The organism is Actinokineospora baliensis, from assembly GCF_016907695.1.
Lineage (GTDB): Bacteria > Actinomycetota > Actinomycetes > Mycobacteriales > Pseudonocardiaceae > Actinokineospora > Actinokineospora baliensis.
Genome location: NZ_JAFBCK010000001.1, coordinates 4,116,754 through 4,141,594, shown reverse-complemented (window position 1 = coordinate 4,141,594; position 24,841 = coordinate 4,116,754). Strand labels below are relative to the sequence as shown.

Genomic DNA, 24,841 nt, shown 5'->3' with positions numbered 1-24,841 from the left:
TCGTGGGCGACGTCGACCCGAACCCGATCTACACCGCGCTGCTGCTGGAGCAGGGCCTGGCCGAGGAGCCGATCAGCGCACCGCTGCCAGAGCCGGAACTGGCCCGGCCTTAGCTACCGGGTTCGCAGGGCAGCCACCGCCGCGCGCACCGCGGGGTGGCCCATCACCTCATCCACCGTCATGGGCAGCGGAAGCCGCCAGTTGGGGTACTGGTCGACGGTGCCGGGCAAGTTCGGTTGGCGTTTCTCGCCGATCAGGTCCTGGGGAGCGGCGAACACCAAGGCACAGGGGGTCTTGGCGATGAACCGGTGGAGTGCGAGCACGATCTCCTCCACCGGGGCGTCCACACTCGCGAGCAGGCCTTCTTCGACCAACGACCGCAGGATCGCCGCGCGTTCGGCGGCCGCGGTCTCGCGCTCGGCTTCGGGGTCGGTCAGCAGGCCGAGGTCGGTGCGGACCCGGACGTGCTCACCGGAGAGGAACCCCGTGGCCGTGGGGAGGTCGTGGGTGGAGATGCTGGCGGCCGCTTGTCGGGGGTAGCGGTTGGCGGGGAGCGGCCGGTTGTCCCGGTCGCGCTGGAACCAGGCGACCGCGCAGCTGAGCACACCGCGTTCTTGCAGCTGTTCGGTGACGTACTCCGGCACTGTGCCCAGGTCTTCGCCTATGACGACCGCGTTCGCGCGGTGCGCCTCTAGGGCCAAGACGCCCAGCATGGACTCGCCGTCGTAGTGCACGTACGTGCCGCGGTCCGGGGATTCGCCCGGTGGGATCCACCACAGCCGCCAGAGTCCGGCGACGTGGTCGACCCGGATGCCGTCGCCGTGGGTGAGAACAGCCCGGATCATGTCGCGGAACGGGCGGTACCCCTGGTCGGCGAGCTTGTCGGGGCGCAGCGGGGGCAGCACCCAGTCTTGCCCGAGGGGGCTGAACGCGTCGGGAGGCGCTCCGACCGTGACCCGCGAGGCGAGGACGTCCTGCAGCGACCAGCCGTCCGCGCCGCCCGGGTCGACACCGACCGGCAGGTCGTGGATCACGCCTACGCGCATTCCGGTGGCCGCGGAGCGCACGGCGTCGAGTTGGGCCGCGGAGCGCTGCTGGAGCCATGCGTGGAAGGCGACCCTGTCGGCGAGCTCCTCGCGGGCGCGGATCACGTCGGTGCTGCCGGGGTGGCGCAACTCGGGAGGCCAGGTGCGCCAATCGGGGCCGTGGCGTTCGGCGAGCGCGCTGAAGGTGGCGAAGTCGAGCAGTGTCCGATCGAGCGCCGACAGGTCCGGGAGGAGGGGGTTGAGCAGGGCGAACGCGGCGGTCTTGGCGTCCCAGACGGCGTCGTGGTCGATCTGCTCGCCGAGGGCGGGCCGCAGGCCGAGCACCTTGGCGCGGGTGTCCGCGTCGGCGGCGGCGAACTCGGGGGTGTCGGTGACCGCCAGGTGCAGCGGGTTGAGGAACCGCCTGCTCGACGGCGAGTACGGGGACTTGCGCACCGGTTTCGTCACCGCACCCGCCGCGACCGGGCTGACCAGGATGGCGGCGGCTTCGTCGGTGGCCGCGTGGGTGACGAAGGTCCGCAGGTCGCGGTAGTCGCCGATGCCCCAGGAGTCGGGGGTGTGCAGGTTGTAGAGCTGGACCATCCAGCCCCACGTGCGTTCCAGGTCCGGGAGGCGGGTGGGGGTGACGGCGAGGGAGGTCTCCCGATCGCCTACGCGCAGCTTGTGCCACCCCAGGGGCAGATCGGGCAGGGCCCCGTTGACGGCGACAGAGCTGCCGTCCTCCAGCTCGACCTCGCCCCTGCCGACCTCGACGCGCTCGCCTTGGCGGATGACCGAAGGCAGCGCGGCGCGGGTCGGCGGGTCGCCGAGTTCGTCCAGGATCGCCCGGACCACCGCGGGGTCCACCCGCACGCGTTGCCGCTCGCCGTTCTCGTACTCCAACGCGACACCGTGGGCGGCGGCCAACTCGGCAAGTCGATCGTCCACAAGGGAGCCTTTCGGGAGGGGGCTGCCCCCATTCAACCGGAACGGCGGCGGTCGCGCCGTCCACGTCGGCTCACCCGGTGCCCGATTCGGCCGTGCGGGCGATCCCGCTGCCCATGAACCCGAACACGACGTCATGGGCGGGCTTCTGGGCGTACCAGTAGAGCTTGCCCGCGAGGCCGTAAGGCTCGAACCAGGTGGTTTGTTCGAGGCCGCTCTCCCCCGGCCTGTCGCTGTCGGTCGCGCGGAGCGAGAGCCAGGCGCGGCCTGGCAGGCGCATGTCGGTGCGTAGGACGAGTTCGGTTGTCGCGTCGGACCGCTCGACCACGGACCAACTGTCGACGGTGTCGCCGGAGTTGAGGTGGGTGGGCCTGCCTCTATGTAGGCCAACACCGCCAACCAGGTGGTCCAACGCGCCTCTTAGCGACCACGCGCCGGGAACGGTGTGCCACCCGCTGGAGCCTCCGATGTCGGTGATGACTTGCCAGAGCCTGTCCCGTGTGGCTCTTACGCGCGTGGTCTTGTGGTCGCGTAGGAGGTCCGGCGAATCGATAGGTGGACCTTCCGGCGTTGGCACGCCCAATGCCTCTCTTAGCGCCCTGTCGACACTGGTGGCACCGCCTGGCGGTGGTGGCAGTACCTCGGCGGGAACCAGATCGTGCTGCAAGGACTCGACCAAGGATCGGACCAGTGGCTCGGGAGTGACGGCAGCGACGACGGCAGGCGGTAGTGCCACAGGGACCGCGAGGCGCTTCGGCAGACCCGCGATACGCGCGCAACGCTGGACCAGGTCCAGGTAGGTGACCGTGTCGGGGCCCGCGATGTCGGCGACGGAGTTGACCGGTTCTCGCTCGGCGGCCTCCACGAGGTAGTGCAAGACGTCGCGGATGGCGATCGGGCGACTTCGGTTGCTCATGTAAGAGGGGTTCGGCAGGACAGGTCCGCCGCGAGCCGCTTTGGCCAGGAGTTCGAAGCTCGCCGAGCCAGCCCCGATGATCATCGACGCCTGCAGGACCAGGGCCGGGGTCCGCGCGGCCAGGAAAACGTCCCCCACCTGGGCACGGGACGCCAGGTGGGCCGACATCGGGCCGTCGGTGGGACGCGGCCCGCCGAGGTAGACCACCTGCCGAACGCCCGCCTCGGCGGCGGCCGCGGCCACCGCGACGGCGATCTTCTGGTCGGTGGCGGCGAAGTCGGCGCCGGTCATCGAGTGGACGAGGTGGTAGACGACGTCGACGCCTGCCATCGCGTCCCGCAGGGCCGTCTCGTCGAGCACGTCGGCGCGGATGACGTCCGGCCCGGCTTCGAGGGACCTGCCGAGCGCGCGGACCCGGTGCCCGGCGGAGGCCAGGGCGGCGGTGAGGTGGACGCCGATGTAGCCCCCGGCGCCGAGGACGAGACAGGTGGGCACGACCCCCATTGTTCCCCGGTTCACCACGGGCCCGCGTGTCAGCGAGAGGCCTGCCGGGGAGCCAGGACGCTCGCGGGATCGGCGTCGGGGGTGGCGAGCCACCGGAGGAACGCCTCTGGGTGGCGCCGCTCCAACTCGTCGAGGCAGCGTTGTCGGTCGCGGAGGAGGGCGGCGGCCTGGGCCGGGTTGGTGGCCTGACGCAGAGCGATCAGAGTTTCCTGCCAACGGGTGCAGAGGTGCGCGGTGCTGTGCCCCCTGCCCCCGCGCAGGGGGATGGCGGCCACGACCAAGGCCGCCGCAAGAGCGAAAGCGACCCAGTCGACGAGCAGGAACAGCCCGGTCGTCCCGATCAACGCTCCGAACACGAGTGCCGACAGCGCGAGGCCGTTAAGGCTCGTGTTGCCTGTAAGAGCGGCTGACAGGGCGAGCCCCAGGCAGACCGCGGTCACCGCTAGGAAAACCAGAGTCCACGAACGTAGCAACGACATGCCCGCGCACACGCCCGTGAATGCGACAAGTGCCGACAGCGCGGTCACAGCGAGTCGGTAGGAGCGCACCAGGTTCCGTCGCAGCACGTGTCCTCCTCAGGTGACCAGCCCACCGGTGAGCTACCCCTGTTCGGGCAGTCCCAATCGCGCTGTTCTGCGCCCATCGGGGGAAGCGCCACAGAGGCCCTTGCCCGGGGAAAACGGTGCTCTATGCTTCGAGGACTTCCCGACGGCACGAACCGAGGCCGCCATGGTTCCTCGCAGCCGCACCCCGGCTATCCCCATCCCCGCACCAAGACCGCCGAGCGCGCGCGAGCGGCTCCAGGTCGAGCGGGTGGGGCCGTGGGCGGTGCTGGTGACCGTGCGCGGGGAGATCGACCTGGCGACCGTGGCCGCGACCCGGCGGGCGCTGCTGGCCGGACTCGCCGTGCCGGAGCCGCTGCTGCTGGTGGTCGACCTGTCCGAAGTGGACTTCCTGGCCGCGGTGGGGTTGAGCGCCCTGGTCGAACTGCGCGACCTGGCGGGGGCGCGGGCGGTGGACCTGCGGCTGGTGGTCGGTGGCCGTGCCGTGCCGCGCCTGCTGGACGTCACCGGACTGCGTCGCACGTTCCGGTTGCACAGCGCGGCCGACGATCCGCTCGAACCGCACCGTCAGTCAGCGAGTTCCCGGTAGGGGGTGCGGAACCCGTCCCTGGCCAGGGTGACGAGGTGGCGCCGGGAACGGACCGTGACGACCGCGGCGGCCACGAGGTAGGCGATCGACAGGGCGACCAGTTCGATGCCCTTGATCGACTGCGGGAGCACCCCAGCGAGCACGAACTGGGCGATGAACAGACCGAGCAGCACGAGGGCACCGCGCACGGTGATCGTCAGGCTCAGCAGCAGCGACACCGCGAACAGCGACTGCGCGGCGGTGAGCAGGAGTTCCTCGCGCTGGGCCGCGTCGATCGGCAGGCCTGAGGTCGAGGCGGAGGCCACCGCGAACACGACCGGCAGCGTGCCGACGAGCAGGGTCCACTGATTCACCTTGGAGGAGACCAGGGTCGCCAGGGCGTCGGTGGTCTTGAGCCGCCACGCGTACAGGCACGCCACCAGCAGTTCAGGTGCCTCCGAGGCGAGTGGTGCGACCCACTGCACGAGGAAGAACTGGCTGATGCCGACCTGCGTGCCGGTCTCGACGAGTGCGTGCGCGAAGTTCTCCGCCACCAGCAAGATGACCGCGGCGGCGAAGGCGAACAGCCCAGCGCACGCGAGCCTGCGGCGGAGCTTCGGCTGCTCCCCCAAGACCTTCGCGACGCCTTCCAAGTCCGGGTCGCCTGGCGGTGCTTTAGCGACTCGCACCGCATAGAGGACGAAGATTCCCACCAACACGACGGCGTCGATGAGCGTGATGCTGTGGCGCAGTGGCAGCGTCAACGAGTACAGGGTCGCGACACCGAGGAACGCCAAGGGAACCGCGTCGGTGCGCTCGAGGGTGACGCCTGCCTTACGCGGCTTCTCCTGGCTCTTGTCTTGGCCATTGCGGCGGATCCTCCAGGCCGCGAGCAGCACCACCGCGGCCCAGCCGACGCCAACGAGGATCCGGTTGGCACCTGTCATGTTCGCCAGCGCCAAGCCGCAGCTGGACTGGTCCGTGGAACCGGGTGGCACACAAGACGGGCCGTACTCGGCGAACGCGCGACCTCCCTCGGACGCGAAGACGAAGTCGACGGCGTACTCGGGCAGGACCGCGATCAGCGCGAGCACGGTGATCGCCAGACCTGCGGAGATGTCCACCTGGACCGCCTCGGCGACCCAGGACAACACGAACGCGGCCCCCACCACGGCGATGCCGAAGAGCAGGGCCGCGAGCGCGGGGCTGAGGTGGGTGCCGGTGAGGCCCAGGTACACCCCGGGCGCGGTGGCCGCGGCCGTGACGACCAACGGCACCGCGGCCCGCTTGGTGGCGGGCCGCGGTGGGTTGGAGATCAATGCCCGTCCGGCCCGACCGCGCCACCCCGGCGGGCGACCGCCTCGGAGCCCAGGTTCGGCCGAACCGGCACCTCCTGGCCGGGGACCGCCTGGCCCCTCGGCTCGGGAACGGTGCCGTCGGCGCGGGCCGGAACGGTCCCGATACCCGGCTCGGCGCCCGGGGCCCGCGACAGGCGGGTCTCGGCGGTGCCGTTGGCGCGGGCGATGTCCTCGGAGTCGATCTGACCCGCCGCCGGGCCGGTGGCGAGCCCCTGCGGCGGGGTCGGCACACCGTGCTGCTGCATGTGGTCCATCCGCTGCTTGGTGAGGTTCTCCGCGTCCAGCCGGTCGCGCATCCTGGTCAGCATCCTGATCGCCAGGAAGTGTGACACGGCCAGCAGGAGCAGGACGACGCCCAAGCGCCGCACCATCGCCTCGAGTTGCGTGTCACCGCCGATGTCGACGGCGGAGATCAGCAGCAGGACGCCCAGTACGGCGAAGTGGAACAGCACGGAAACCAACCGCGCCATCGACCGCGCCGACTCGGCCTCACCGTAAGAGTCGGCCAGGTACCGCAGCCCGCTCCTATAGATGATCTGCCCGTCCAGTAGGACGAGCGCGATACCTAGGACCAAGAACAAGACGTACGTACTGTCGTCCACGACAGGCCCCTTCCACACCCAACCGGTCACCCTGGGTGTACCACCGCCCCCGCACCGTGAAACCGCATGCAGAAGGTGTCAACGGAGCCAACGGGGTCCCTTCACGCCCAGCAGCTTGCGCCACACCCGGGCGAAGTCCTCTTCCGCGCGAGCTCCGCGCTCGCTTTCACGCGCGTAGAGGACTCCGTAGGTGAACCCGTTGCCACCGGCGAGGTGAGCGCGCACGCCCATCTCCCGCACAGCCTCTCGCGCTACTGCCGCGTCTTGCCGCACACCGAGGACAGTCTGCGCCTTCTTGACCTTCTTGCCCCACCGGTCCAGCCTCTTACCGAACACGGGCGCTACTGCCTCGGCCGCGTACCGCGCCTTCTTCGCGTCCTTACGCACTTGGTGAAGGGCAGCATCCCTGTTGCTGGACTCGTCCACGGCCCGCACGGATGCCTCTAGAGTCCGCCAAGCCTTCACTACGGGCTTTCGCAGTTCCTGCACCGCAGGACGACGCGCGCGCTTGGTCCACGGCGGGTCCGCGAGGAAAGCGTCGAGATCAGTCAGCAGAGCCAGGTAGCGGTCACTGTCCAATGTCGACAGGATCTCCGCGCGCCCATCGGCCAACGCGCGGCTCAGCTCAGCGTCAATCTGGGCGGGGACCTTGCCCAGCACGTCCTCGCTCGGCAGCGCCTCGAGTTCACCGGCGAAGTGCTCGGCCAAGACCTCGGCGTCGCGCGCGGGTGAGGCCACGCCGCCCAACCACTTGAGTTCCTCGCGCAGCGCGTTGACCCGGTCCGCGTCGAGCAGCGGTCGGAACGCGCGCAGCGCGCTGCGCAACCGCCGGGACGCGACACGGAATTGGTGCACCGAGTCATCCGTGTCCAGCCTGATGCCGGTGTCGTTGGCACGAATCGCGGACGTCTGGGCCTGCAGATAGGTGAGGGCCACATCGCCCGCGGACGGGTTCGCCGACAACTCCACCCGCTTGCGCGGCCGCGCCCGGTCACCCAGGGCCTGGGCGAGTTTGGACGTCGACTTCGCCGGGGTGGCGCCCAGAGCGGCGCCCACGGCGTCGAGGACATCCAGATCGGTGGCTTCGACCTCCAGCTCACGCCACGAGTGGGGTGTGCCGTCGAGCGGGTGGGCAGTCACCTTGTCGTCGGCCAGGAGGGCGATGGTGGTGCCGTCCGCGTCCCGCAGTTCCCACTCGTCACGTTGAGTGGCGATGCGGACGACCGGCGCAAGAGGCGCACCGAGGGTGTGCGAGCGCACCAGAGCGGCCAACTCCGCGGGGACCTTCGTCTTGGCCCGCCCGAGGGGGAACCGGATCTCGTCGCGCACATCCGGCGCGACCGGGAGCTTGGCGTGCCAGCCCGCGTCGTCACCGCCGGTCCGCCTGCGGAGGGTGATGCCCGCGCGGGCCAACCGCAGGTCGACTGTGTCGAAGTAGGTGGCATCCAGGTCCGAACTGCGAGGACCCGCTGTCGCGCTCACCGGACCCGCCGACGTCAGGTCGGGCAGGGTGAAGTCGGCGGGGGCCTCGTACTTGCGTTCGGTCTCGCGCACTCTGGTAGCCACCTGTCAACTATGTCACCGCGTGAGCGTTCACGCGGCTGGGTACTAAGGGGACAATCGGCGCCGAGGAGGAGGACTCTTGACCGAGTTGACCGTGGGGGTTGAGGAGGAGTTCCTCCTGGTCGGGCCGGACGGGTCACTGGTCAACCAGGGCCCGGAGGCGGTGGCCGGGGTGACCGACGTCGACCTCAAGCCGGAGCTGCTGCGCTGCCAGGTCGAGTCCGCTACCGGGATCCTGCGGTACGCGGAGGAGATCCGCGACGAGCTCGCCGCGCTGCGGGCCAGGTTGGCCGCGGGCGCCGCCGAGCAGGACGCGCTGCTCATCGCGGCCGGGACGGCCCCGCACCAGCAGCGGGACATCTCGCTGATCGGGCCGGGCACCCGCTACCACCGGATCGCCCGCCACGTCGGGCCGTTCATCTTCAGCGGCGTGACGTGCGGGTGCCACGTGCACGTCGGGGTCGAGGACACGGCCACCGCGCTGCGGGTCGCCAACTCCCTGCGGCCCTGGCTGCCCGCGCTGCTGGCCATGTCGGGCAACTCCGCCTTCCACGACGGCACCGACACCGGCTACGCCTCCGCGCGGCACGTGCTGTGGAACCGGTGGCCGACAGCGGGCGCGCCACCCTATGTGGACTCGGTGGACGAGTACGAGGAGATCGTCAACGGGCTCCTGGCGTCCGGGGCGGCGATGGACCGCAAGATGGTCTACTGGGACGTGCGGCCCTCCGAAGCCCAACCGACCGTCGAGGTCCGGGTGTCCGACGTCATGGGCACGGTCGAGGAAGCCGCGTTCGTGGCGGTGCTCGTGCGACTGCTGGTGTCCGACGCGCTGCGCTCGACCGAACCGCCACCGAGGGTGCCGACGGAGATCATCCGGGCCGCGCAGTGGCGAGCGGCCAAGGGCGGCCGGTCCGCCTCGGTACCCGACCCGGCGACCGGCGCGTTGCGCGAGGCGACCTCGGTCATCGGTGACCTGGTCAGCGCGCACACCGACGAACTGCGCGCTAGCGGAGAACTCGAGTTCGTCCGGTCCACCATGACCTGGCTCGACCACAACGGCGACGGAGCGCACCGACAGCGCGAAGCGCACAAGAACGGCGGTGTCGACGCCGTGACAACGATGCTGGCGACGCAGACCAGCGCGGTTTGTCGTTCAGGCAGGCGGGGTACGACGAGCGCATGACCACCCACGGCTACGACTCGGACCTGAGCCAGGCGGAAACCCTGGACGAGGACAACCTGCGCGTCGACCCCCTGGAGGAGGGGGTCGACCCCGCCGAACACTGGGCCGAAGCCGACCGGCACGGGATGACCCCGGCCGAACAACGCGAAGGCGAGTCCCTCGACCAGCGCCTGGCCGAAGAGGAACCCGACGTGAGCGCGGACGACGCCGACCGCCCAGGCCCCTCGACCCCGCTGGCGGCGGTGGACGACCGCATCGATCACCCCCGCGACGACCTCGACGACCCGGCACCGCCGGAGCCTGCCCACCCCAGGCACAGCGAGGCCGAACGCAACGGCCAGGCCGCGGACGAGGCCGGTGGGTCGGTGGCGGAGGCGCTACGGGAAGGCTGACGGACCACTCCGGAGGACGAGCAGGCTGGGTCTCGGATGCCCCGGGTTCGCATCTTGGGCCCAATGGCAGTCACACGCTCAACGCTGGGCGCGGCAGACGGCCACGAGTGGCAGCCAGCACATGATGCGACTGCAGCCGAGTGGGCGGGTCGAGAACGCGCCTCACGTGTCTGGCGCTTGACAGGCCGGGCATTCGGCGCGTGTGAGGGCACCGGGCCGCCCTAGAGGTCGTCAGCTGCGGGATGCGGCTGCATCGCGTTGAGCGTGCATGAGCGGCGTCTCGCTGCCGTCACTCGGTGGCGTGCAAGGGGAGGATCTGGTCGAGCCCGCTGGCGCTGAACGCGGCGGCGGCGGGGCTGTCTGGTGTGGCGATCAGCTTGAGTTCGCGGCCCGCCGCGCGCAGGTCCGCTACCTGTTCGAACAACACCCTCAGGGCCGCGCTGGTCAACAAGTCCACCGCGTCCAGGGTGAGGACGCACTCCCCCACACCACTGCGGGATGCCTCCTGCAACGCCGAGCGGAGCTCGTTCGCGTTGGAGGAATCCACGATCCCCGATACGAAGACGCGGACCGTCTTGCCCTCGACCTCCGTCTTGACCGTCACCGAGTGCGGGACGGTGACGCGGTGGGGGGTGTCGAACTCCGGCAGCGGCACCGGGGGGTGTCGGATCGTCCGGCGCATGTAGACGGTCGTTCCCGACTCGTTGGTGTCGACGTGGAGGGTGTCGCTGCACTCGCGCATCATGAGCATGCCCCGGCCGCGGTAAGGGCTGCGTTCCACGGGGTCGCGCCAGATTCCCGTGTCCGCCACGGTCACCGTCACGCCGCCTATGCCGTCGAGTTCGCCTAGGACCGTCACCGTGCCGCTGTGGTCGCGGTAGCCGTGTTCGATCGAGTTGGTGACCGCCTCCACGACGCACAGGGCGATCGCGGTGCGGTCGTCGCGGTGGGCGGACAAGGCGTTCAGCCACACGTTGAGTTCTCGGTGCAGGACGGCCAGTTGTTCGGCGACGCCGGGGAGTGCGAGGTCCAGGCGCGGGGACGGGCCTGAGAGCACGGTCGCGGCCAGGACGCTGACGTCGTCGCGGGAGGTTTGGTTGTCGACCATCGCGGCCAGCGCGGAGCAGAGGCGGTCCGGGAGGTCGCGGGGTTCGGTGTCGGTGTTGCGGGCGGCCACGTGGGCGACGCAGTCGAGGAGGCGGGCGCGGGACTCCGTATACCCGCGCCCAGGGGCCTCGACCAGGCCGTCCGAGTAGAGGATCAGGGACTCTCCCGCCCCAAGAGTTGTGTAGGTGACCGGCGAGTCCGCATCGGTGAACGCCAACGGCGGGCCTATAGGTCCATCGAGGAATCGCGGCTCGCCATCTGCGCTTAGCAATAGCGGCTGGGGATGTCCCCTACCGCCGCACTCCAGGACCCTTGTGAGGCGGTCGAACACAGCTACGCACACAGACGAGCCGCGAGCATCCGGCGACACCCTGGCAACGGTGTCCAACGCCCGCAGTACCTCGACGACCGTGCCCCCTCGCACAAGGCGTTCAGCGGCGACGGCGCGCAGTTGCCCCATCGCACCAGAGGCCGTGGGGCCGTGACCGACCACGTCACCGAGAACGAGCCCTACGCGATCGCCAGGCATAGGGACAACGTCGTACCAATCACCGCCCGCGGTCATCCACTCCCCCGCGGGCATGTACACCGCACTAAGGCCGAGATCCGGGAGCAGCGGCAGGCCCGCCGGAAGAAGGCTGCGCTGGAGTTGGAGCACCACCGTGCGCTCTATGGCCAACCGTTGCCGTACGTCGGCTACTTCCGCTTGCGCGGCGCGGCGTTGTCGGACCGACTCGGAGACATCGATGACGTGCGCCACGAGCACGGCAGTGCCATCAGGCGCGATCAACCGGACAACGCTGTAGGTGAAGAACCCCTCGACGAGCTCACCGGTGCCGGTGAGGTCCACCTCGACCCGGCGCTCGACCCCCAACTGCGGTTCGCCGGTGCGGGCCACCTCGTCGAGCAGCTCGAACACCTGCTGGTCAGCGGCCTCGGGGACAGCCTCCCGGACCGGGGCGCCGAGGAGACCGGCCCGGTCGCCCACGCTGGCCCTGGCCAGCCGGTTCGCCGCGACGATGCGGTGATCGGGACCGGCGAACATCCACATGATCGCGGGGGCTGCCTCGAACGCGAGGGCAGCGGCGTCGTCCTGGTGCAGTTCGATGCCCCCCATCAGGCCGCCGGTGCTCGACGGCCAGCCTCTACCCCCGGCGAGCGCCGCGCAACATCGTCACCACCGGTGTGGACAACGCCACCGCTGGATACCCCACGCCGGTGACCCGAAACGACGAGAACGCCGACGAGCTGCTCGACCGCAGCACCGAGCCGCTGGAGGACTACGCCAGCAAGCACACCCACGAGTCGATCACCGTCGACCACGCCGACGCCGACCCGGCCGACGCGGATCAACCCGCCCCCGAGCCGCAGGCCCAAGAGCCGCCCGACTGACCCGCACCGCGTGCCGATCGTCAGTCCTTCTTGTCCAGGTGCTCGCCGGTGAGCTTGCGGAACCCCTTGGCGCCCGCGCGGTCCACCCCGGCCTTCACCACCCCGAAGATCGCGCCCTGCAGCAAGGCCGCGAGTAGCACCTCGCGCGTGGAGTGTTCCGGTGACGTGGCCTCGGGCGCCTCATCGTCACCGGTCACCCCGCGCCAGATCCGTTTGAACAGGGTGCCAGCGAGTAGTCCGCCGAGAACGCTGATGAGCAGACTCAGCGGCCTATAGAGCAGTCGCACGCCGTCACCTGCCGATCAGTCGGACGAGCAAGGCGACCAGCCCGGCCACTACGGCGGCGGCTACCGCCACTGGCACCGGGTTGTGCCGCGCGATGACGACCGCGTCACCCGCCTTGGCCTTCGCCTCATGGGCACGCTCGACGAGCGCGTCCCGCACCTGCTCGGTCTTGTCGCCGACCTTGCGCTTGATGTCGGTCTTGGCCACCAACGCGTCCACCGTCTCGGCGAGGTCACCCCTGGCCTGCTCGATGTCGGCGCGCAGCGCCTCCTGCTCGGTCTGCTTGCTCATCGGTGAGCGCTCTCCTTCACGGTGGCCACGTCCTGGCGGGTGCTCTTGATCGCCTGCTCCGGGATGGGCGGCGTGGCGTGGCGGACCTTGCTCGCCGCCACCGCACCCGCGACGGCGGCCAACACCAACAACGCCCCCGCGACGACCAGCGCCGCCGCCCACACCGGCAGCACGACAGCGAGGCCTGCGACCGCGGCGGCGACCAGCGTCCCCACCGCGAACCACGCGAGGATCCCGGCGGTCCCACCCAACGCCGCGCCGAGCCCGGCCTGCTTGGCCTTGTCCCGCAACTCCACCTTGGCCAACGCCAACTCGTCGCGCACCAACCGGGACACCTGCTCCCCCAGCCTGCCGACCAGCTCGCCCGCGGACGGCTCGCTCCCCTGCTTCGCCTCGTTCATACCCTGGAGCTACCCCCGATCACGTGCGGTTACTCCTGCCCGGTTCCTCGCCCCGGGTGGGTGTGGGCGGCGGGCCGATGGGTATCCGAGCCCCGTGACCGATCCCCGACAGGACACCGCGGCGGCTAGGAGGACCAGACTGGGCGAGGTGGTGGAACTGCGGGTGGACGCCGCGCTCGGACAACTGCCACTGGTGCGCACGGTGTCCACAGCGGTGGCGATGCGGCGCGACTACGACATCGACTCCATCGACGACCTGCGCCTGATGGTCGACGAGGCCTGCACGATGCTGCTCGCCCGGGCGGTCCCGTTCGGCATGCTCAGCGTCCGCTTCCAGATCGACCAGGACGCGGTCGCGGTCCGCTGCTGGGTCCCAGTACTGGACGACGCGCCGCTGGAGGAAGCCGGACTGGGCTGGACCCTGGTGACGGCGCTGGCCGAACACGCGCACAGCAGCTTGCGGCCGGGAGAGGTGTTCGCCGACCTGGTCATCGAGTTCTCCATGGCCCGCCGCGCCCGCGCCTGATTGCGGCGCCTCTCATCGGCACCTGTCGGTCGCATCGGCGCCGCGCTCGGTGGCGAGCAGGCCGCCGCGCATTGCTTGTCGCGGCTGCTCGCTGTTCGCGGACTCCCAGTGACCGCCGCCCGAAGTCGTTGCGTTCCTCCGTGAGTGGCTGGGACCCGCATCGGGCATCAGAGCCCAGCCAGCCGCCGCGATCGGCCGCCCACCGGTGATCGCCGCCTCGACTCGTGGCCTGCCCGTGTTCGCAGAGCTCTTGATGGCTCGTGGCGCACCCGCCCTCTGTTTCACCATGGCCCACTTGTCTTCACCATGGCCCACTTGTCCACAACGGCCGAGTTGTCCACAGATTTCCGCGCGCCCGCTTTTCGCAGGCCAGACCCGATACACTGGAATCGGGGCAGCCCCCCGGTGAGGGTGGGGGCTGCGGTCGCGCGCGCGAGGCAGTGGCAGTGGTTTCGGGGTGCCGGTCGGCGTGAGGCCTGCGGTCGCGGGCGAGGCGGCGGCAGCGGTTTCGGGGCGCCGGTCGGCGTGAGACCTGCGGCCGCGGGCGAGGCGGCGGCAGTGGGCGGGGTGCGGGGCCGTCTGGGTGGCGCAAGGCGGCTGGTGCGTGGCGGGCGGCCGTTTGTGGCTCGAGCAAGGGCCGGACTGGCTGCGGTCGCGCGCGAGGCGGTGGCAACAGGCCGACAGCTGCGGCCAGCGGTCGGGGGCTGGCGGTCGGCGAGAGTGGGGTCGCGGCCGCGGGACGCGGTGGCAACAGGCCAACTAACTCCACCCCGCGACCCAGGAGCCAGCAGTCGGCGAAAGCGGGGACCGCAGCCGTGCGCTACGCGGTGGCGGCAGTGCGACTGTTCGGCTGGCGGCCCGGGGCTAGTGGGCGGCGGGGGTGGTGCCGCGGGCGCGGAGTTCGGCGCGTTCGCGTTCGTCGAGGCCGCCCCAGATGCCGTGGGGTTCGGCGGTGCGGAGGGCGTGGTCGCGGCAGGGGCGCAGGACGGGGCAGCGGGCGCAGACGAGTTTGGCCGCCAGGACGCGGCGGTCTCGGGCTCGGCCTCGTTCGTTGTCGGGGCTGAAGAACTTCTCCGAGGGCACGCCCCGGCAGGCACCGTGGTCCTGCCACGGCTCGCCCGTTCTCGGCGCGGGCGTTCTGGGCTGGGGGATGTTCGCGGTGGCTCTCACGACGAGCGCGATACCCGGTGCGGTGGCGCGGGAAACCTCCGCGGCGAGTACGCACCGTAGTGGGGTGTGCCGCCGACCGGACTGGGGTGGGGGTATGTCCGGCCGGCGGCTTTCACGTCGCCGCCGCGGAGGCGCACGGTGTGCGTCCAGCGACGTTGGGGGGAACATCTCCGGGAAACGACCGCGGATCCCCTCCGCGCGGCGACACCCGGTTCAACGCGCGAGGGGGTCGCCGCGTTCCCGGCCCAGGGTGGCGTCGGTCACTCTCCGGAGTAACCCGGTGGTAACTACCCGGCCAGTGCCTCGGCCACCGTGGCCCGCAGCTCCAGCAGGTCGGCGAGGCCGCTGATCTCCAGGACGCGGGTGGCCATCGACGCCCCGACCACCAGCCGGAAGTCGGTGCCCGCGGCGTCGGCCCGCTCGGCGGCCCTGGCCAGGTTCGCCACCGCGGCGGACCCGAAGAACGTCACCCGGTCCAGGTCGAGCACGACCAACCCGGCGCCCGCGTCGATGGCGCCGACCACGCCCTCGGCGAAGCGCGGGGCGGTGAGCAGGTCGATCTCCCCCCGCGCCCGGACGACGACCGCGCCGCCGGGGTGCTCCTCGACGGCGATCTCGAACAGGGTCTCGGCGCCCGCGGCCGAGTCGGGGGTGGGGACCGACATGGGGGCATTCTCCCAGCAGCGCGCGCACCGCGGCAGAACGAGCACCCGGTTGGCCTGCCGCGGCGGGCGGGCGCCGGTAGCGTTTGGGCATGATCGGGCTGCCCGCGGGTGTCACGGCTTGCTTGTTCGACCTCGACGGTGTGCTCACCAGCACCGCGACCCTGCACCGGATCGCGTGGAAGCAGACCTTCGACGGCTTCCTGGCCACCTGGACCGAGGGCGAGCGCGAACCGTTCACCGACCACGACTACAACGCCTACGTGGACGGGCGGCCCCGGGCGGACGGGGTGCGGACGTTCCTGGCGTCGCGGGCGATCCGGTTGCCGGAAGGCGAGCCGGACGACGCACCGGACCTGGCGACGATCAACGGCGTGGGCAACCGCAAGAACGACCTGCTGCTGCGGTTGATCGATGAGCGCGGGATCGAGCCCTACCCGGGTTCGGTGGCCTACTTGGAGGCCGCGCGCGCAGCCGGGAAGCGGATCGGGGTCGTGACGTCGTCGGCCAATGGCGAGCACGTGTTGGAGGTTGCGGGCTTGACCCCGTTCATAGAGGCGCGGATCGACGGGGTCACCATCGTCGACCAAAGGTTGCGCGGGAAGCCCGCCCCGGATTCGTTCCTCGCGGGAGCCCGCGCGTTGGGCGTGTCCCCGGGGGAGGCCGCCGTGTTCGAGGACGCGCTGTCGGGTGTCGAGGCCGGTCGGGCGGGTGGGTTCGGGTACGTCGTCGGGGTCAACCGGGCGGATCAGGCAGACCAGCTGCGCGAGCACGGCGCCGACGTCGTGGTCGACGACCTGGCGGAGCTGCTGGACGGGGCGAAGTGAGCGGCGGGTTCGACGTCGCGCCGTGGGAGCTGCGGTGGTCCGGGCTCGCGGTGGACCAGCTGCACCGCACCGAGTCGGTGTTCGCCCTGTCCAACGGGCACATCGGGATGCGCGGCAGCCTGGACGAGGGTGAGCCGGTCGGGCTGCCCGGCACGTACCTCAACGGGTTCTACGAAGAGCACGCGCTGCCCTACGCCGAGGCCGGGTACGGCTACCCGGAGGCGGGCCAGACCGTCGTGAACGTGACCGACGGCAAGATCATCCGCCTGCTGGTCGAGGACGAGCCGCTGGACATGCGCTACGGCCGGGCCCTGGAGCACCACCGCACGCTCGACTTCCGCACCGGGGTGCTGACCAGGGAAACGCTGTGGGAGTCGCCGACCGGCCGCACGGTGCGGGTCAGGACCAAGCGGCTGGTGTCGTTCACCCAGCGCGCTGTCGCGGCCATCCGCTACGAGGTCGAACCGGTGGCCGACGGCGAGTCGCGGCCGACCCAGCTGGTCGTGCAGTCGGACCTGTTGGCCAACGAGCCGATCGAGAGCCGCACCAGGGACCCGCGGGTGGCGTTGGCGCTGAAGTCGCCCTTGGCGGCCGAGGCGCACGCCAGCACGGGGTTGCGCGCGGTGCTGGTGCACCGGACCAGGGAGTCCGGGCTGCGGATCGCCGCCGGGATGGACCACGAGGTGGCCGACACCCCGGGGCTGCGCACCGAGATCTCCGCTGAGGAGGACCTGGCGCGGCTGACCGTGGCGGCCGACATCCCGGTCGGCGAGGCGTTGCGGTTGACCAAGTACGTCGGCTACGGCTGGTCGAGCAGCCGCTCCGGGCCCGCGCTGCGCGCGCAGGTCGAGGCGGCGCTGGCCGGGGCGCTGCAGACCGGCTGGGACGGGCTGCTCGCGGAGCAGCGGGAGTTCCTCGACGACTTCTGGGAGGCCGCCGACGTCGAGGTCGACGGCGACGACGAGTTGCACCAGGCGCTGCGGCTGGGGCTGTTCCACATCCTGCAGGCGGGCGCGCGCGGGGAGAGCCGGGCCATCCCGGGCAAGGGCCTCACCGGTCCCGGCTACGACGGGCACGCGTTCTGGGACACCGAGACGTTCGTGCTGCCGGTGCTGACCTACACGATGCCGGAGGCGGCGCGGGACGCGCTGCGGTGGCGGCACTCGACGCTGCCGCTGGCCCAGGAACGGGCGCAGGTGCTGGGCAAGCGGGGCGCGGCGTTCCCGTGGCGGTCGATCAACGGCAAGGAGTGCTCGGCGTACTGGCCTGCGGGAACGGCGGCGTTCCACGTCAGCGCGGACATCGCCGACGCGGTCGCCCGCTACCACGCGGCGACCCTCGACGCCGAGTTCGACCGGGCGGCGGGGACCGAACTGCTGGTGGAGACCGCGCGGCTGTGGCGGTCCCTGGGGCACCACGACCCGCACGACGGGTTCCGCATCGACGGCATCACCGGGCCGGACGAGTACTCGGCGGTGGTGGACAACAACGTCTACACCAACCTGATGGCGCAGAAGAACCTGCGGGAAGCCATCGCCGCGTGCGGTCGCAACCCGGAGGTGGCCAAGCGCCTCGGGGTCACCGAAGAGGAGACCGCGGAGTGGGCACTGGCCGCCGAGCGGATGCGCATTCCTTACGACGACATGCTCCAGGTGCACGAACAGGCCGAGGGGTTCACCGCGCACGAGGAGTGGGACTTCGAGGGCACGCCCGCGGAGCACTACCCGCTGCTGCTGAACTACCCGTACTTCGAGCTCTACCGCAAACAGGTGGTCAAGCAGGCGGACCTGGTCCTGGCCCTACACCTGCGCGGCGACGCCTTCGACCTGGAGCAGAAGGCGCGCGACTTCGCGTATTACGAAGCCAGGACGGTCCGCGACTCCTCGCTGTCGGCGGGGACGCAGGCCGTGGTAGCCGCGGAGTGCGGGCACCTGGACCTCGCCTACGCCTACCTGGCCGAGGCGGCACTGACAGACCTCAACGACCTGCACCAGAACGTGGCCAACGGCCTGCACATGGCGTCGTTGGCGGGGGCGTGGCAGGCGGTCGTCGCGGGCCTGGGCGGAATGCGGGACCACGACGGGAAGCTGACGTTCGCCCCCAGGCTGCCCTCGGCACTGGACCGGGTCGCGTTCCGGATGTGCTTCCGCGGCACCCGCCTCCAAGTGGAGATCACCGCGGCCGAGGCCACCTACCGGCTCATCTCCGGCGAACCGATCCCCGCCGCCCACCACGGCACCGAGATCCTCATCGACGGCGAGGTAACCCTCCCGATCCCGGCCGCCCCGGAGTTCCCGACACCGGAAACCCCCGCGGGCCGCGCACCTCGACGCCGCACGAAGGCGGGCGACGCACACCCCGACTCAGGCCCGGAGCAGCCGTAGCACGGCCCGCTCCAGCGGTTCGCGCACTGGCTCCTCCCCCGCGATCCGGCTGAACGCCGCCCGGATGGTCCGCCCCTCGGTGAACGCCGCCACCACCCTGGGGTCCACATAGGACTTTCGGGCCATGGCGGGCGTGTTGCCCAACTGCTCGGCCACCGTGCGCATCACGGCCGCTTCGGCCCGCTTGGTCGGCGGACCGTCATAGGCGGCGAACTCCGTGGCGGCCAGAACCGTGGCCGTCCAGGTGCGCATGTCCTTGACGGTGAAGTCGTCGCCCGCGAACTCCTTGAAGCGCTCGTTGACGTCGTCGGCGCGGATCTCGCCTTCGCCCGTCTTGTCGCGGTAGTGGAAGAGGCGGTCATCGTCGCGGCGGCCCCTGCGGAGGGCAACGACGAGCTTGGCGAGCAGCGGGTCGCGGATGGTGGCGACGCGGTGTTGCCCGCTCTTGGCGGGGAACTCGAAGTGCAGCTCGCCCTTGGCCTGGGTCACGTGGCGGCGCAAGAGGGTCGCGACGCCGCGGGAGTCGTTCTCCTCGGCGTACTCCTCGCCCCCGATGCGGAAGACGCCCCGGTCCAGGATGCGCAAGGCCCCCGCCAAGACGCGGTCACGGGTCAGCCCGGGCGTGGAGAGGTCGCGCTCGATCCGGTCACGCACGCGCGGCAGGCGCTGGGCGAGCACCAGTACGCGCTCGTGCTTCTCCGCGTCGCGCTCCTCACGCCATTGGCCGTGGTAGAGGTACTGCTTGCGCCCGGCGTCATCGAGCCCCACAGCCTGGATGTGGCCGTTGGGCTGGGGGCAGATCCATACCTCCCGCCAAGCGGGAGGTATGGCCAACTGCCGGATACGGTCCTTCTCGCCCTCGGTGACGGGGCTCCCGTCGTCGGACCTATAGGAGAACCCTCGCCCGACCTTGCGGCGGCGGATCCCGGGAGATGCACAGTCACTACGCCGCAGTCGCACCAGACCCCTTCCCGCCGAGTTGACGTGGCGGAGGTTCCCGGTCATCTGCTCGGCAAAACGCGGCTTCGCTCCAAGGCCCATCGGGCGTGGGTGTTGCGCCAGCCGGCTCCTCGGCGGGTGGCGGGGTGGATGAGGGGGATCCAGTGGAGTTCGCGGGCCCCGAGGGGAACCGGGTGGGTGGAGCCGTAGCTGCCGGTCAGGCGGAAGGGGACGCGGTCCATTCCCGCGAGGCCTGCGAACACGTCGGCTGCCTCTTGGCCGAGGGTGATGACCAGGGGCGCGTCGGCGTCTTTCAGTTGTCGGAGGAGGTTTCGGCCTTCTCGGCGGAGGGCTAGGTGGACCAGTTCGCGTCGTTCGGGGCGGCGGTGCAGTGCGGCGGGCGGCAGGCCCGCTTTGCTGGCGAAGCGGTCGTAGGCGGCGATGGCGTTGGCTTGGCGGTCGCCGGACTTGACGAAGTAGTTGGGGACGCAGTGGGTGGCGTAGACGGCTCGGGGGTCCAGGCCGAGGGGCGCCAGGACCTCGTTCACGACGAGCCGGGCGGCGTCGGGGGGATCAGGGAGTTCCACCGAGCCCCACTCGGGGCGCCAGCCCACGGTGTCGCGCCAGGCGTCCAGCGCCCGTTCGGCGTCGGTCGGGGATTCGTCGTCCACGGCCAAGGCCGGGATCGGTGGGCACCCGGGGCGGTGCCAGCGCACGCGCAGCGCACCCGGGTAGACGCCGAGGACGAACGCCGCGGCGCGGTCGGTCTCCGGCAGGCGGGGAGCCCGGCGGAGGGCGGGGCGACCGAAGGGATACGTCCCCACGGTCGGGAGTGACCAGCCTTCATCGGTACAGACATCGATCACGCAGACCGTATCGCCAACCGGACGCCGGATGTGACACCACAAGCAGGCCGGGACCTTGGGCGGGATGGATCAGTGGACCCCGCGGCGGCCTGCGCGGTGCAGGCCGAGCAGCAGCACGACCAGGCCCGCCACGGCGAACCCGGCGATCGCGCGCTCGACCAGCCCCAGCGGCACGAACCGCCACCACGGCGGCCCACCGGCGAGCATGTTGACCGCGCCGACCACGATCGTGCCGAACCACAGCAGCGACACGACCCCGAACCCGCGCGCGGCCCACCGCCACGCCCGCTCGCGCGGGAACACCCACCCCGCGGCGACCAGGACGGCCAACGGCAGCGACAGGAACGCCGCGACGCTGGCGTAGCGGTGGACCATCCCGCCGGTGCTGGGTCCGACCGCCCAGTTGTTCTTGGTGAACACCACCACGGCCAGCAGGCTCAGCGTCCAGATCGCGCCGAACACCGCGGTCGGCAGGTGCGCCCGCCGACGCCACAGCAGGAAGAACCCGGCCGCGGACGCGGCGGCGATCAGCAGGACGGCCGCGTCGAACACCCACTTGTTGGTGCTCAGCGCGTACTCGCTGATCGTCCGCCGCACCGGGCTGATCTGGTCGGTCGGCGGCAGGACGTGCAACGACAGCAGCAGCACGACACCACCGAGCAGGCCCACGAGCGCCACCAGCGGTCCGGTTCGTCTGGTTGTCGCCGTCAGGGTCATGACGGCCAGGGTAGGTGCGGACCCTGTGGGTGCCCTAAGAAGCCTGTCAGAGAGACTGGGGGCCAGTGCCCGCTCTCTCGACCTGGAGTCTTTGATGCCGCAAGGGACCGTCCGCTGGTTCGACGTCGAACGGGGTTTCGGCTTCCTCGCGCCCGAGGACGGCTCGCCGGACGTGTTCGTGCACGCCTCCGAGATCGTTGAGGACGGTGGCGGGAAGGTGCTCCGCGAGGGTCAGGCCGTCGTGTTCGAGGTCGGCGAGAACGACCGCGGGCCCCAGGCGTTGCGCGTTCGCGTCACCGCCGATGTGGCCACCGGCAGCGCCGTGGGCCTGCTCGGCACCGTCAACTGGTACGAGCCGGGCAAGGGGTACGGCTTCGCGTCGCCGGACGGCGGCGGCGTCGACGTCTTCGTGCACAGCTCCGCCATCGTGACCGGCGGCGTGGTCACCGAGGGTCAGCGGGTGGCCTTCCTGATCGTCGACGGCGAGCGCGGCCCGCAGGCCGGGTACGTGATCCCGCTGGGAGCAGGGGCGGGGGCACCCGCTGCGGCCGGTACCGCGGACGGTGCCGACGGCACGGTGGCCTGGTACGACGAGGACAAGGGCTTCGGCTTCATCAACCCCGACTCCGGCGCCGGGGACATCTTCGTCCACGCCCGGGCCCTGGTCGAAGGGCTGACGTGGCTCGCGGAGGGCGACCGCGTCGCCTACGAGGTGACCAGTGGGGACAAGGGCCCGCAGGCCCGCGACGTGCACCTGGTCCGGGGCGCCGAGCCCCAGACGGCGCCGAAGCGGTCGGCACCCGCCGCGGCAGCGGGGCCTGCCGCGCGGGACGTGCCCGCACGAGGCGGCGAGGGCGTCGTCGCGCGCTACGACGCCGACCGCGGCTTCGGGTTCATCACCCCGGACGCGGGCGGCGACGACCTCTTCGCCCACGTGTCCGTGATCATGGGGTCGGAGCCGCTGCAGAAGGGTGACCGGGTCCGGTACGCGGTGCGCCAGAGCGACCGGGGCCCGCAGGCCGACCGCGTCGAACGCCTCTGACGATCAGCTCCCAGAGCCGGTGTGAGACCAGGGCTAAGAGCGGATCGGCTCCACGCGGCAGTTGAAGTGGCGCAGCAGCGGCGGGGCGGACACCATCCGGTAGCCGGGCACGGACTCCGGGCTCTTGGCGATCTCCCCCACCACCTCGGCCACGTACTCCAGGTGGCTCTGGGTGTAGACGCGGCGCGGGATGGCCAGGCGCACCAGTTCGTAGGGTGCGGCCTTGGTGAGGACCCCGTTCTCGTCCTCCTCCCCCAGGTAGAGGGTGCCCAGCTCGGCGCAGCGGATACCGCCCGCCAGGTAGAGCTCGGTGGCCAGCGCGTGCCCGGGGTACTGGGCGGGCGGGATGTGGGTGAGCAGCCGCCCCGCGTTGAGGTAGAGGGCGTGGATGCCCGCCGGTTCCACGATCGAGACGCCCGCGGCCTTGATGAGGTCACCCAGGTAGCGGGTCGCGGCGGCGCGGGAGGCGAGGTAGCGCGGGTCGACGACCTCGCGCAGTCCCTGCGCCAGCATCTCCAGGTCGCGCCCGGCGAGGCCGCCGTAGGTGCGGAAGCCCTCGGTCGCGATCAGCACCAGCTCGCACTTGGCCGCCAAACCCGGGTCGCGCAGGGCGAGGAAACCGCCGATGTTGGCGATGGCGTCCTTCTTCAGCGACGCGACCGCGCCGTCGGCCAACTCGAAAGCGGCCCGGGCCACCTCGGCGGGGGTCTTGTCCGCCCAGCCCGGTTCGCGCTGCACGACCAGCCACGCGTTCTCGGCGAAGCGGGCCGCGTCGAGGAAGAACGGCACGCCGTGCTCGCGGCACAGGTCCCGCACCGCGGTCAGGTTCGCCATCGAGACCGGCTGGCCGCCGCCCCCGTTGTTGGTGATGGTCATGACGACCACGCCGACCGACTCGGGTCCGGCGAGGACGTCGCGCAGGGCGTCGAGGTCGATGTCGCCCTTGAACGGGTGGTCGCTGTCGAGGTCGGCGGCCGCGGCGCAGGGCAGGTCGACGGGGGTGCCGCCCGCGAGCAGCACGTTGGCCCTGGTCGTGTCGAAGTGGGTGTTGCTCACGCACAACTGGCCCGGCTCGAGCAGCGCGCCGAACAGGATCCGCTCGCCCGCGCGGCCCTGGTGCACCGGGAAGATGTGCGGGTAACCGGTCAGGTCGTCGACCACGCCGCGGAAGCGGAACCAGGACGCCGCGCCCGCGTAGGTCTCGTCACCGAGCGCGCCACCGGCCTGCTGCGCGGCCGAGAGCGCACCGGTCCCGGAATCGCTGAGCAAGTCGATGGTGATTTCCTCGGCCCGCAAGTTGAACGGGTTGTACCCGGCTCTGGCCATTGCCGCTTCGCGTTCGGACCGGGTGAGGACAGGAATGGGTTCGACGACCTTGACCCGGTACGGCTCCATGAGCGGCATCTGTTGTTTACGTCCTTTTCCTCGGCGGTTTCCCCTGCTTCCGACGGCTCACGCGGCACCGACCGCCGCGACGCACGGCACGGGCACCGCGTACGCCTCGGCCGAGAGGTAGACGGTCACCCCCGGGCGCGGGCTGCCCATGCGCAGCGACACGTGCGCGATCAGACCGGCCCCGGCCGCGAGCGGCCTGCCGGTCACCGCGGCGACCGCGTCGTCGAGGACGGTCGCGTCGAAACCGTGCGCGGACAACAGGGTCCTGGTCCGCGCGAGGGCCACCACGTCGTCGCGCACGTAGTCGCGCACCGGCAGGTAGACGGAGAACCCGCGCGGCCGCTCGTGGCCGGCGAGGTAGATGTGGCTGGTCACCAGCGGGCGCCCGTCGTAGCGGTCGCGGCGGCCGATGGTCGCGGTGAAGTGGGCCAGCACGTCGGCGTCGGTGAGCGGGCACGCGGCGCCGAGCACACCCAGTTCGCGCTGCCCGGCGCGGAAGTGGCTCTGGTAGACCTTGACCCGCGACCGCGGGGTGTCGTCGAGGTCGAGCGCGAAGAAGGAGAACCGGTCCAATGTGGACCCCGGCCGGGGTGCGTGCGCGCCGAGGTCGGACCAGGCGGTGGTCAGGCCGAGCCGCTCGAGGCCCGCGGCGACCAGACCGGGCGCCGCGGCGCGGCCGTGCACCTGCGGGTTGAGGTAGACCTTGACCGCGACCCGCGCCTTCGTGACCACGACGGAGAACCAGAGCGCGAACACCCCGCGCGGCTCGGCGGGCAGGAACAGCTCGCGCACCGCGGCGAAACGGTCCAACGACAACGGGTAGCGCTGCGCCAACCGGTCCAGCGCGGCCAGTGCGGCGAGCAGGTTGGCCGAGGGGCTCGGCTCGCGCGCGCCCGCTTCCACCAGCAGCCGCAGCGTGTGCGAACCGTCCTCTTCGAACGCGATGGAGTACTCGACCGGGGTGTGGTCATCGGCCACATCGGAGCGCCACGGCACCGGGTCGGCCAGCGACCGGTCACCGGAGGGGCCGAGGATGTCGGCGAGCACCGAGGCCACCTCGTCGGCGCGCTCGGCCAAGCCCACAACCGCACACAACCGGCGCAGTTGGGCCCCGGTGTGCTCGTTGAGCGAGACCGCTCCCGACCGCGTGATCCTCACTCGCAGACCCCTACCCAGCCATTCACGACACCGACGACTTCAGGCAACGTACGGGTG

At 71.2% G+C, this 24,841-nt stretch carries 25 protein-coding genes; 8 read left to right on the top strand and 17 right to left on the bottom strand.

All coding sequences use genetic code 11. The features are described from left to right. Window positions 1–113 precede the first annotated feature (113 nt). The 3 genes from malQ to JOD54_RS19220 form a co-directional block, all read right to left on the bottom strand. Entirely contained in the window at window positions 114–1,973 is a 1,860-nt protein-coding gene (gene malQ / locus JOD54_RS19230) for a 4-alpha-glucanotransferase (RefSeq protein WP_204451855.1), read from the bottom strand. A gap of 70 nt (window positions 1,974–2,043) precedes the next feature. After that, a complete protein-coding gene (locus JOD54_RS19225; protein ID WP_307860167.1) occupies window positions 2,044–3,381 on the bottom strand; it encodes an SDR family oxidoreductase in 1,338 nt (445 codons plus the stop codon). A 38-nt stretch (window positions 3,382–3,419) separates the two neighbouring features. Continuing rightward, window positions 3,420–3,956 carry a hypothetical protein gene (locus JOD54_RS19220; RefSeq protein ID WP_204451853.1) on the bottom strand — a complete coding sequence of 179 codons (537 nt, stop codon included), beginning with the start codon at window positions 3,954–3,956 and terminating at the stop codon, window positions 3,420–3,422. A gap of 163 nt (window positions 3,957–4,119) precedes the next feature. Between JOD54_RS19220 and JOD54_RS19215 the strand changes: the two genes are divergently transcribed. Next, on the top strand, window positions 4,120–4,542 hold the full coding sequence (locus JOD54_RS19215) for an anti-sigma factor antagonist (protein ID WP_204451852.1): 423 nt from the start codon (window positions 4,120–4,122) through the stop codon (window positions 4,540–4,542). On the opposite strand, the gene JOD54_RS19210 is transcribed toward JOD54_RS19215, so the two are convergent. The 3 genes from JOD54_RS19210 to JOD54_RS35640 form a co-directional block, all read right to left on the bottom strand. Next, a complete protein-coding gene (locus JOD54_RS19210; protein WP_204451851.1) occupies window positions 4,521–5,840 on the bottom strand; it encodes a calcium:cation antiporter family protein in 1,320 nt (439 codons plus the stop codon). The two genes, JOD54_RS19215 and JOD54_RS19210, sit on opposite strands and share 22 nt — an antisense overlap. Further along, complete coding sequence (locus JOD54_RS19205; RefSeq protein WP_204451850.1) at window positions 5,837–6,481, bottom strand: hypothetical protein; 645 nt, start codon at window positions 6,479–6,481, stop codon at window positions 5,837–5,839. Before JOD54_RS19205 ends, JOD54_RS19210 begins: the two co-directional genes overlap by 4 nt. A gap of 78 nt (window positions 6,482–6,559) precedes the next feature. Beyond that, window positions 6,560–8,047, bottom strand: coding sequence for a CYTH and CHAD domain-containing protein (locus JOD54_RS35640; RefSeq protein ID WP_204451849.1), 1,488 nt, complete (start codon window positions 8,045–8,047; stop codon window positions 6,560–6,562). Window positions 8,048–8,123: 76 nt separating this feature from the next. Here JOD54_RS35640 and JOD54_RS19195 point away from each other — a divergent pair, with 76 nt between their 5' ends. Then, window positions 8,124–9,230, top strand: coding sequence for a carboxylate-amine ligase (locus JOD54_RS19195; RefSeq protein ID WP_204451848.1), 1,107 nt, complete (start codon window positions 8,124–8,126; stop codon window positions 9,228–9,230). Further along, window positions 9,227–9,622: a hypothetical protein gene (locus JOD54_RS19190; protein ID WP_204451847.1), complete on the top strand. Its 396-nt coding sequence runs from the start codon at window positions 9,227–9,229 to the stop codon at window positions 9,620–9,622. Before JOD54_RS19195 ends, JOD54_RS19190 begins: the two co-directional genes overlap by 4 nt. Window positions 9,623–9,911: 289 nt before the next feature. Here JOD54_RS19190 and JOD54_RS19185 read toward each other — a convergent pair whose 3' ends face one another. After that, window positions 9,912–11,846 (bottom strand): SpoIIE family protein phosphatase, encoded by a 1,935-nt coding sequence (locus JOD54_RS19185; RefSeq protein ID WP_204451846.1) that lies wholly within the window; start codon window positions 11,844–11,846, stop codon window positions 9,912–9,914. Between the two features lie 101 nt (window positions 11,847–11,947). Here JOD54_RS19185 and JOD54_RS19180 point away from each other — a divergent pair, with 101 nt between their 5' ends. Further along, window positions 11,948–12,121: a hypothetical protein gene (locus JOD54_RS19180; RefSeq protein WP_204451845.1), complete on the top strand. Its 174-nt coding sequence runs from the start codon at window positions 11,948–11,950 to the stop codon at window positions 12,119–12,121. A 20-nt stretch (window positions 12,122–12,141) separates the two neighbouring features. Here the strand turns inward: JOD54_RS19180 and JOD54_RS19175 are convergent, their stop codons facing one another. Genes JOD54_RS19175 through JOD54_RS19165 form a run of 3 tightly spaced genes read right to left on the bottom strand, consistent with a single transcriptional unit; the run spans window position 12,142 to window position 13,098 of the window. Beyond that, window positions 12,142–12,408 carry a DUF4235 domain-containing protein gene (locus JOD54_RS19175; RefSeq protein WP_204451844.1) on the bottom strand — a complete coding sequence of 89 codons (267 nt, stop codon included), beginning with the start codon at window positions 12,406–12,408 and terminating at the stop codon, window positions 12,142–12,144. Between the two features lie 4 nt (window positions 12,409–12,412). After that, entirely contained in the window at window positions 12,413–12,697 is a 285-nt protein-coding gene (locus JOD54_RS19170; RefSeq protein ID WP_204451843.1) for a DUF3618 domain-containing protein, read from the bottom strand. Next, on the bottom strand, window positions 12,694–13,098 hold the full coding sequence (locus tag JOD54_RS19165) for a phage holin family protein (protein ID WP_204451842.1): 405 nt from the start codon (window positions 13,096–13,098) through the stop codon (window positions 12,694–12,696). Before JOD54_RS19165 ends, JOD54_RS19170 begins: the two co-directional genes overlap by 4 nt. 94 nt (window positions 13,099–13,192) lie before the next feature. Between JOD54_RS19165 and JOD54_RS19160 the strand changes: the two genes are divergently transcribed. After that, complete coding sequence (locus JOD54_RS19160) at window positions 13,193–13,624, top strand: ATP-binding protein (protein WP_204451841.1); 432 nt, start codon at window positions 13,193–13,195, stop codon at window positions 13,622–13,624. Between the two features lie 864 nt (window positions 13,625–14,488). Here JOD54_RS19160 and JOD54_RS34285 read toward each other — a convergent pair. Continuing rightward, the gene (locus tag JOD54_RS34285; protein ID WP_307860166.1) at window positions 14,489–14,794 is read right to left on the bottom strand and encodes a WhiB family transcriptional regulator; all 306 of its coding nucleotides are present in this window, start codon (window positions 14,792–14,794) and stop codon (window positions 14,489–14,491) included. A gap of 287 nt (window positions 14,795–15,081) precedes the next feature. Continuing rightward, window positions 15,082–15,459 carry an anti-sigma factor antagonist gene (locus tag JOD54_RS19150; protein WP_204451839.1) on the bottom strand — a complete coding sequence of 126 codons (378 nt, stop codon included), beginning with the start codon at window positions 15,457–15,459 and terminating at the stop codon, window positions 15,082–15,084. 89 nt (window positions 15,460–15,548) lie between these two features. Between JOD54_RS19150 and JOD54_RS19145 the strand changes: the two genes are divergently transcribed. Together JOD54_RS19145 and JOD54_RS19140 are read left to right on the top strand one after the other, a co-directional pair. After that, window positions 15,549–16,283 carry an HAD family hydrolase gene (locus JOD54_RS19145; RefSeq protein ID WP_204451838.1) on the top strand — a complete coding sequence of 245 codons (735 nt, stop codon included), beginning with the start codon at window positions 15,549–15,551 and terminating at the stop codon, window positions 16,281–16,283. Beyond that, a complete protein-coding gene (locus tag JOD54_RS19140) occupies window positions 16,280–18,667 on the top strand; it encodes a glycoside hydrolase family 65 protein (RefSeq protein ID WP_204451837.1) in 2,388 nt (795 codons plus the stop codon). The genes JOD54_RS19145 and JOD54_RS19140 overlap by 4 nt, the downstream gene beginning before the upstream one ends. Here the strand turns inward: JOD54_RS19140 and JOD54_RS19135 are convergent. The 3 genes from JOD54_RS19135 to JOD54_RS19125 all read right to left on the bottom strand — a co-directional run bounded on the left by JOD54_RS19135 (window position 18,647) and on the right by JOD54_RS19125 (window position 21,189). After that, a complete protein-coding gene (locus JOD54_RS19135; protein WP_204451836.1) occupies window positions 18,647–19,672 on the bottom strand; it encodes a DNA topoisomerase IB in 1,026 nt (341 codons plus the stop codon). The genes JOD54_RS19140 and JOD54_RS19135 overlap by 21 nt on opposite strands. Beyond that, window positions 19,669–20,430: a hypothetical protein gene (locus JOD54_RS19130; RefSeq protein ID WP_204451835.1), complete on the bottom strand. Its 762-nt coding sequence runs from the start codon at window positions 20,428–20,430 to the stop codon at window positions 19,669–19,671. Before JOD54_RS19130 ends, JOD54_RS19135 begins: the two co-directional genes overlap by 4 nt. Before the next feature lie 111 nt (window positions 20,431–20,541). Then, the gene (locus JOD54_RS19125; RefSeq protein ID WP_204451834.1) at window positions 20,542–21,189 is read right to left on the bottom strand and encodes a DUF998 domain-containing protein; all 648 of its coding nucleotides are present in this window, start codon (window positions 21,187–21,189) and stop codon (window positions 20,542–20,544) included. 94 nt (window positions 21,190–21,283) lie between these two features. Between JOD54_RS19125 and JOD54_RS35625 the strand changes: the two genes are divergently transcribed. Further along, the gene (locus JOD54_RS35625) at window positions 21,284–22,231 is read left to right on the top strand and encodes a cold-shock protein (protein ID WP_204451833.1); all 948 of its coding nucleotides are present in this window, start codon (window positions 21,284–21,286) and stop codon (window positions 22,229–22,231) included. A 33-nt stretch (window positions 22,232–22,264) separates the two neighbouring features. Here the strand turns inward: JOD54_RS35625 and JOD54_RS19115 are convergent, their stop codons facing one another. Next, window positions 22,265–23,635, bottom strand: coding sequence for a tryptophanase (locus JOD54_RS19115; protein WP_204451832.1), 1,371 nt, complete (start codon window positions 23,633–23,635; stop codon window positions 22,265–22,267). Between the two features lie 48 nt (window positions 23,636–23,683). Beyond that, window positions 23,684–24,784, bottom strand: coding sequence for a tryptophan dimethylallyltransferase family protein (locus JOD54_RS19110; RefSeq protein WP_307860165.1), 1,101 nt, complete (start codon window positions 24,782–24,784; stop codon window positions 23,684–23,686). Window positions 24,785–24,841: the final 57 nt, after the last annotated feature.

Coding starts and splice junctions, on each gene's coding strand:
- JOD54_RS35625 (WP_204451833.1), top strand. CDS start 21,284: ATGCCGCAAGGGACCGTCCGCTGGTTCGACGTCGAACGGGGTTTCGGC.
- JOD54_RS19185 (WP_204451846.1), bottom strand. CDS start 11,846: ATGGGGGGCATCGAACTGCACCAGGACGACGCCGCTGCCCTCGCGTTC.
- JOD54_RS19215 (WP_204451852.1), top strand. CDS start 4,120: ATGGTTCCTCGCAGCCGCACCCCGGCTATCCCCATCCCCGCACCAAGA.
- JOD54_RS19115 (WP_204451832.1), bottom strand. CDS start 23,635: ATGCCGCTCATGGAGCCGTACCGGGTCAAGGTCGTCGAACCCATTCCT.
- JOD54_RS19135 (WP_204451836.1), bottom strand. CDS start 19,672: ATGACCGGGAACCTCCGCCACGTCAACTCGGCGGGAAGGGGTCTGGTG.
- JOD54_RS19125 (WP_204451834.1), bottom strand. CDS start 21,189: ATGACCCTGACGGCGACAACCAGACGAACCGGACCGCTGGTGGCGCTC.
- JOD54_RS19190 (WP_204451847.1), top strand. CDS start 9,227: ATGACCACCCACGGCTACGACTCGGACCTGAGCCAGGCGGAAACCCTG.
- JOD54_RS19165 (WP_204451842.1), bottom strand. CDS start 13,098: ATGAACGAGGCGAAGCAGGGGAGCGAGCCGTCCGCGGGCGAGCTGGTC.
- JOD54_RS19150 (WP_204451839.1), bottom strand. CDS start 15,459: ATGTCGGTCCCCACCCCCGACTCGGCCGCGGGCGCCGAGACCCTGTTC.
- JOD54_RS19170 (WP_204451843.1), bottom strand. CDS start 12,697: ATGAGCAAGCAGACCGAGCAGGAGGCGCTGCGCGCCGACATCGAGCAG.
- JOD54_RS19145 (WP_204451838.1), top strand. CDS start 15,549: ATGATCGGGCTGCCCGCGGGTGTCACGGCTTGCTTGTTCGACCTCGAC.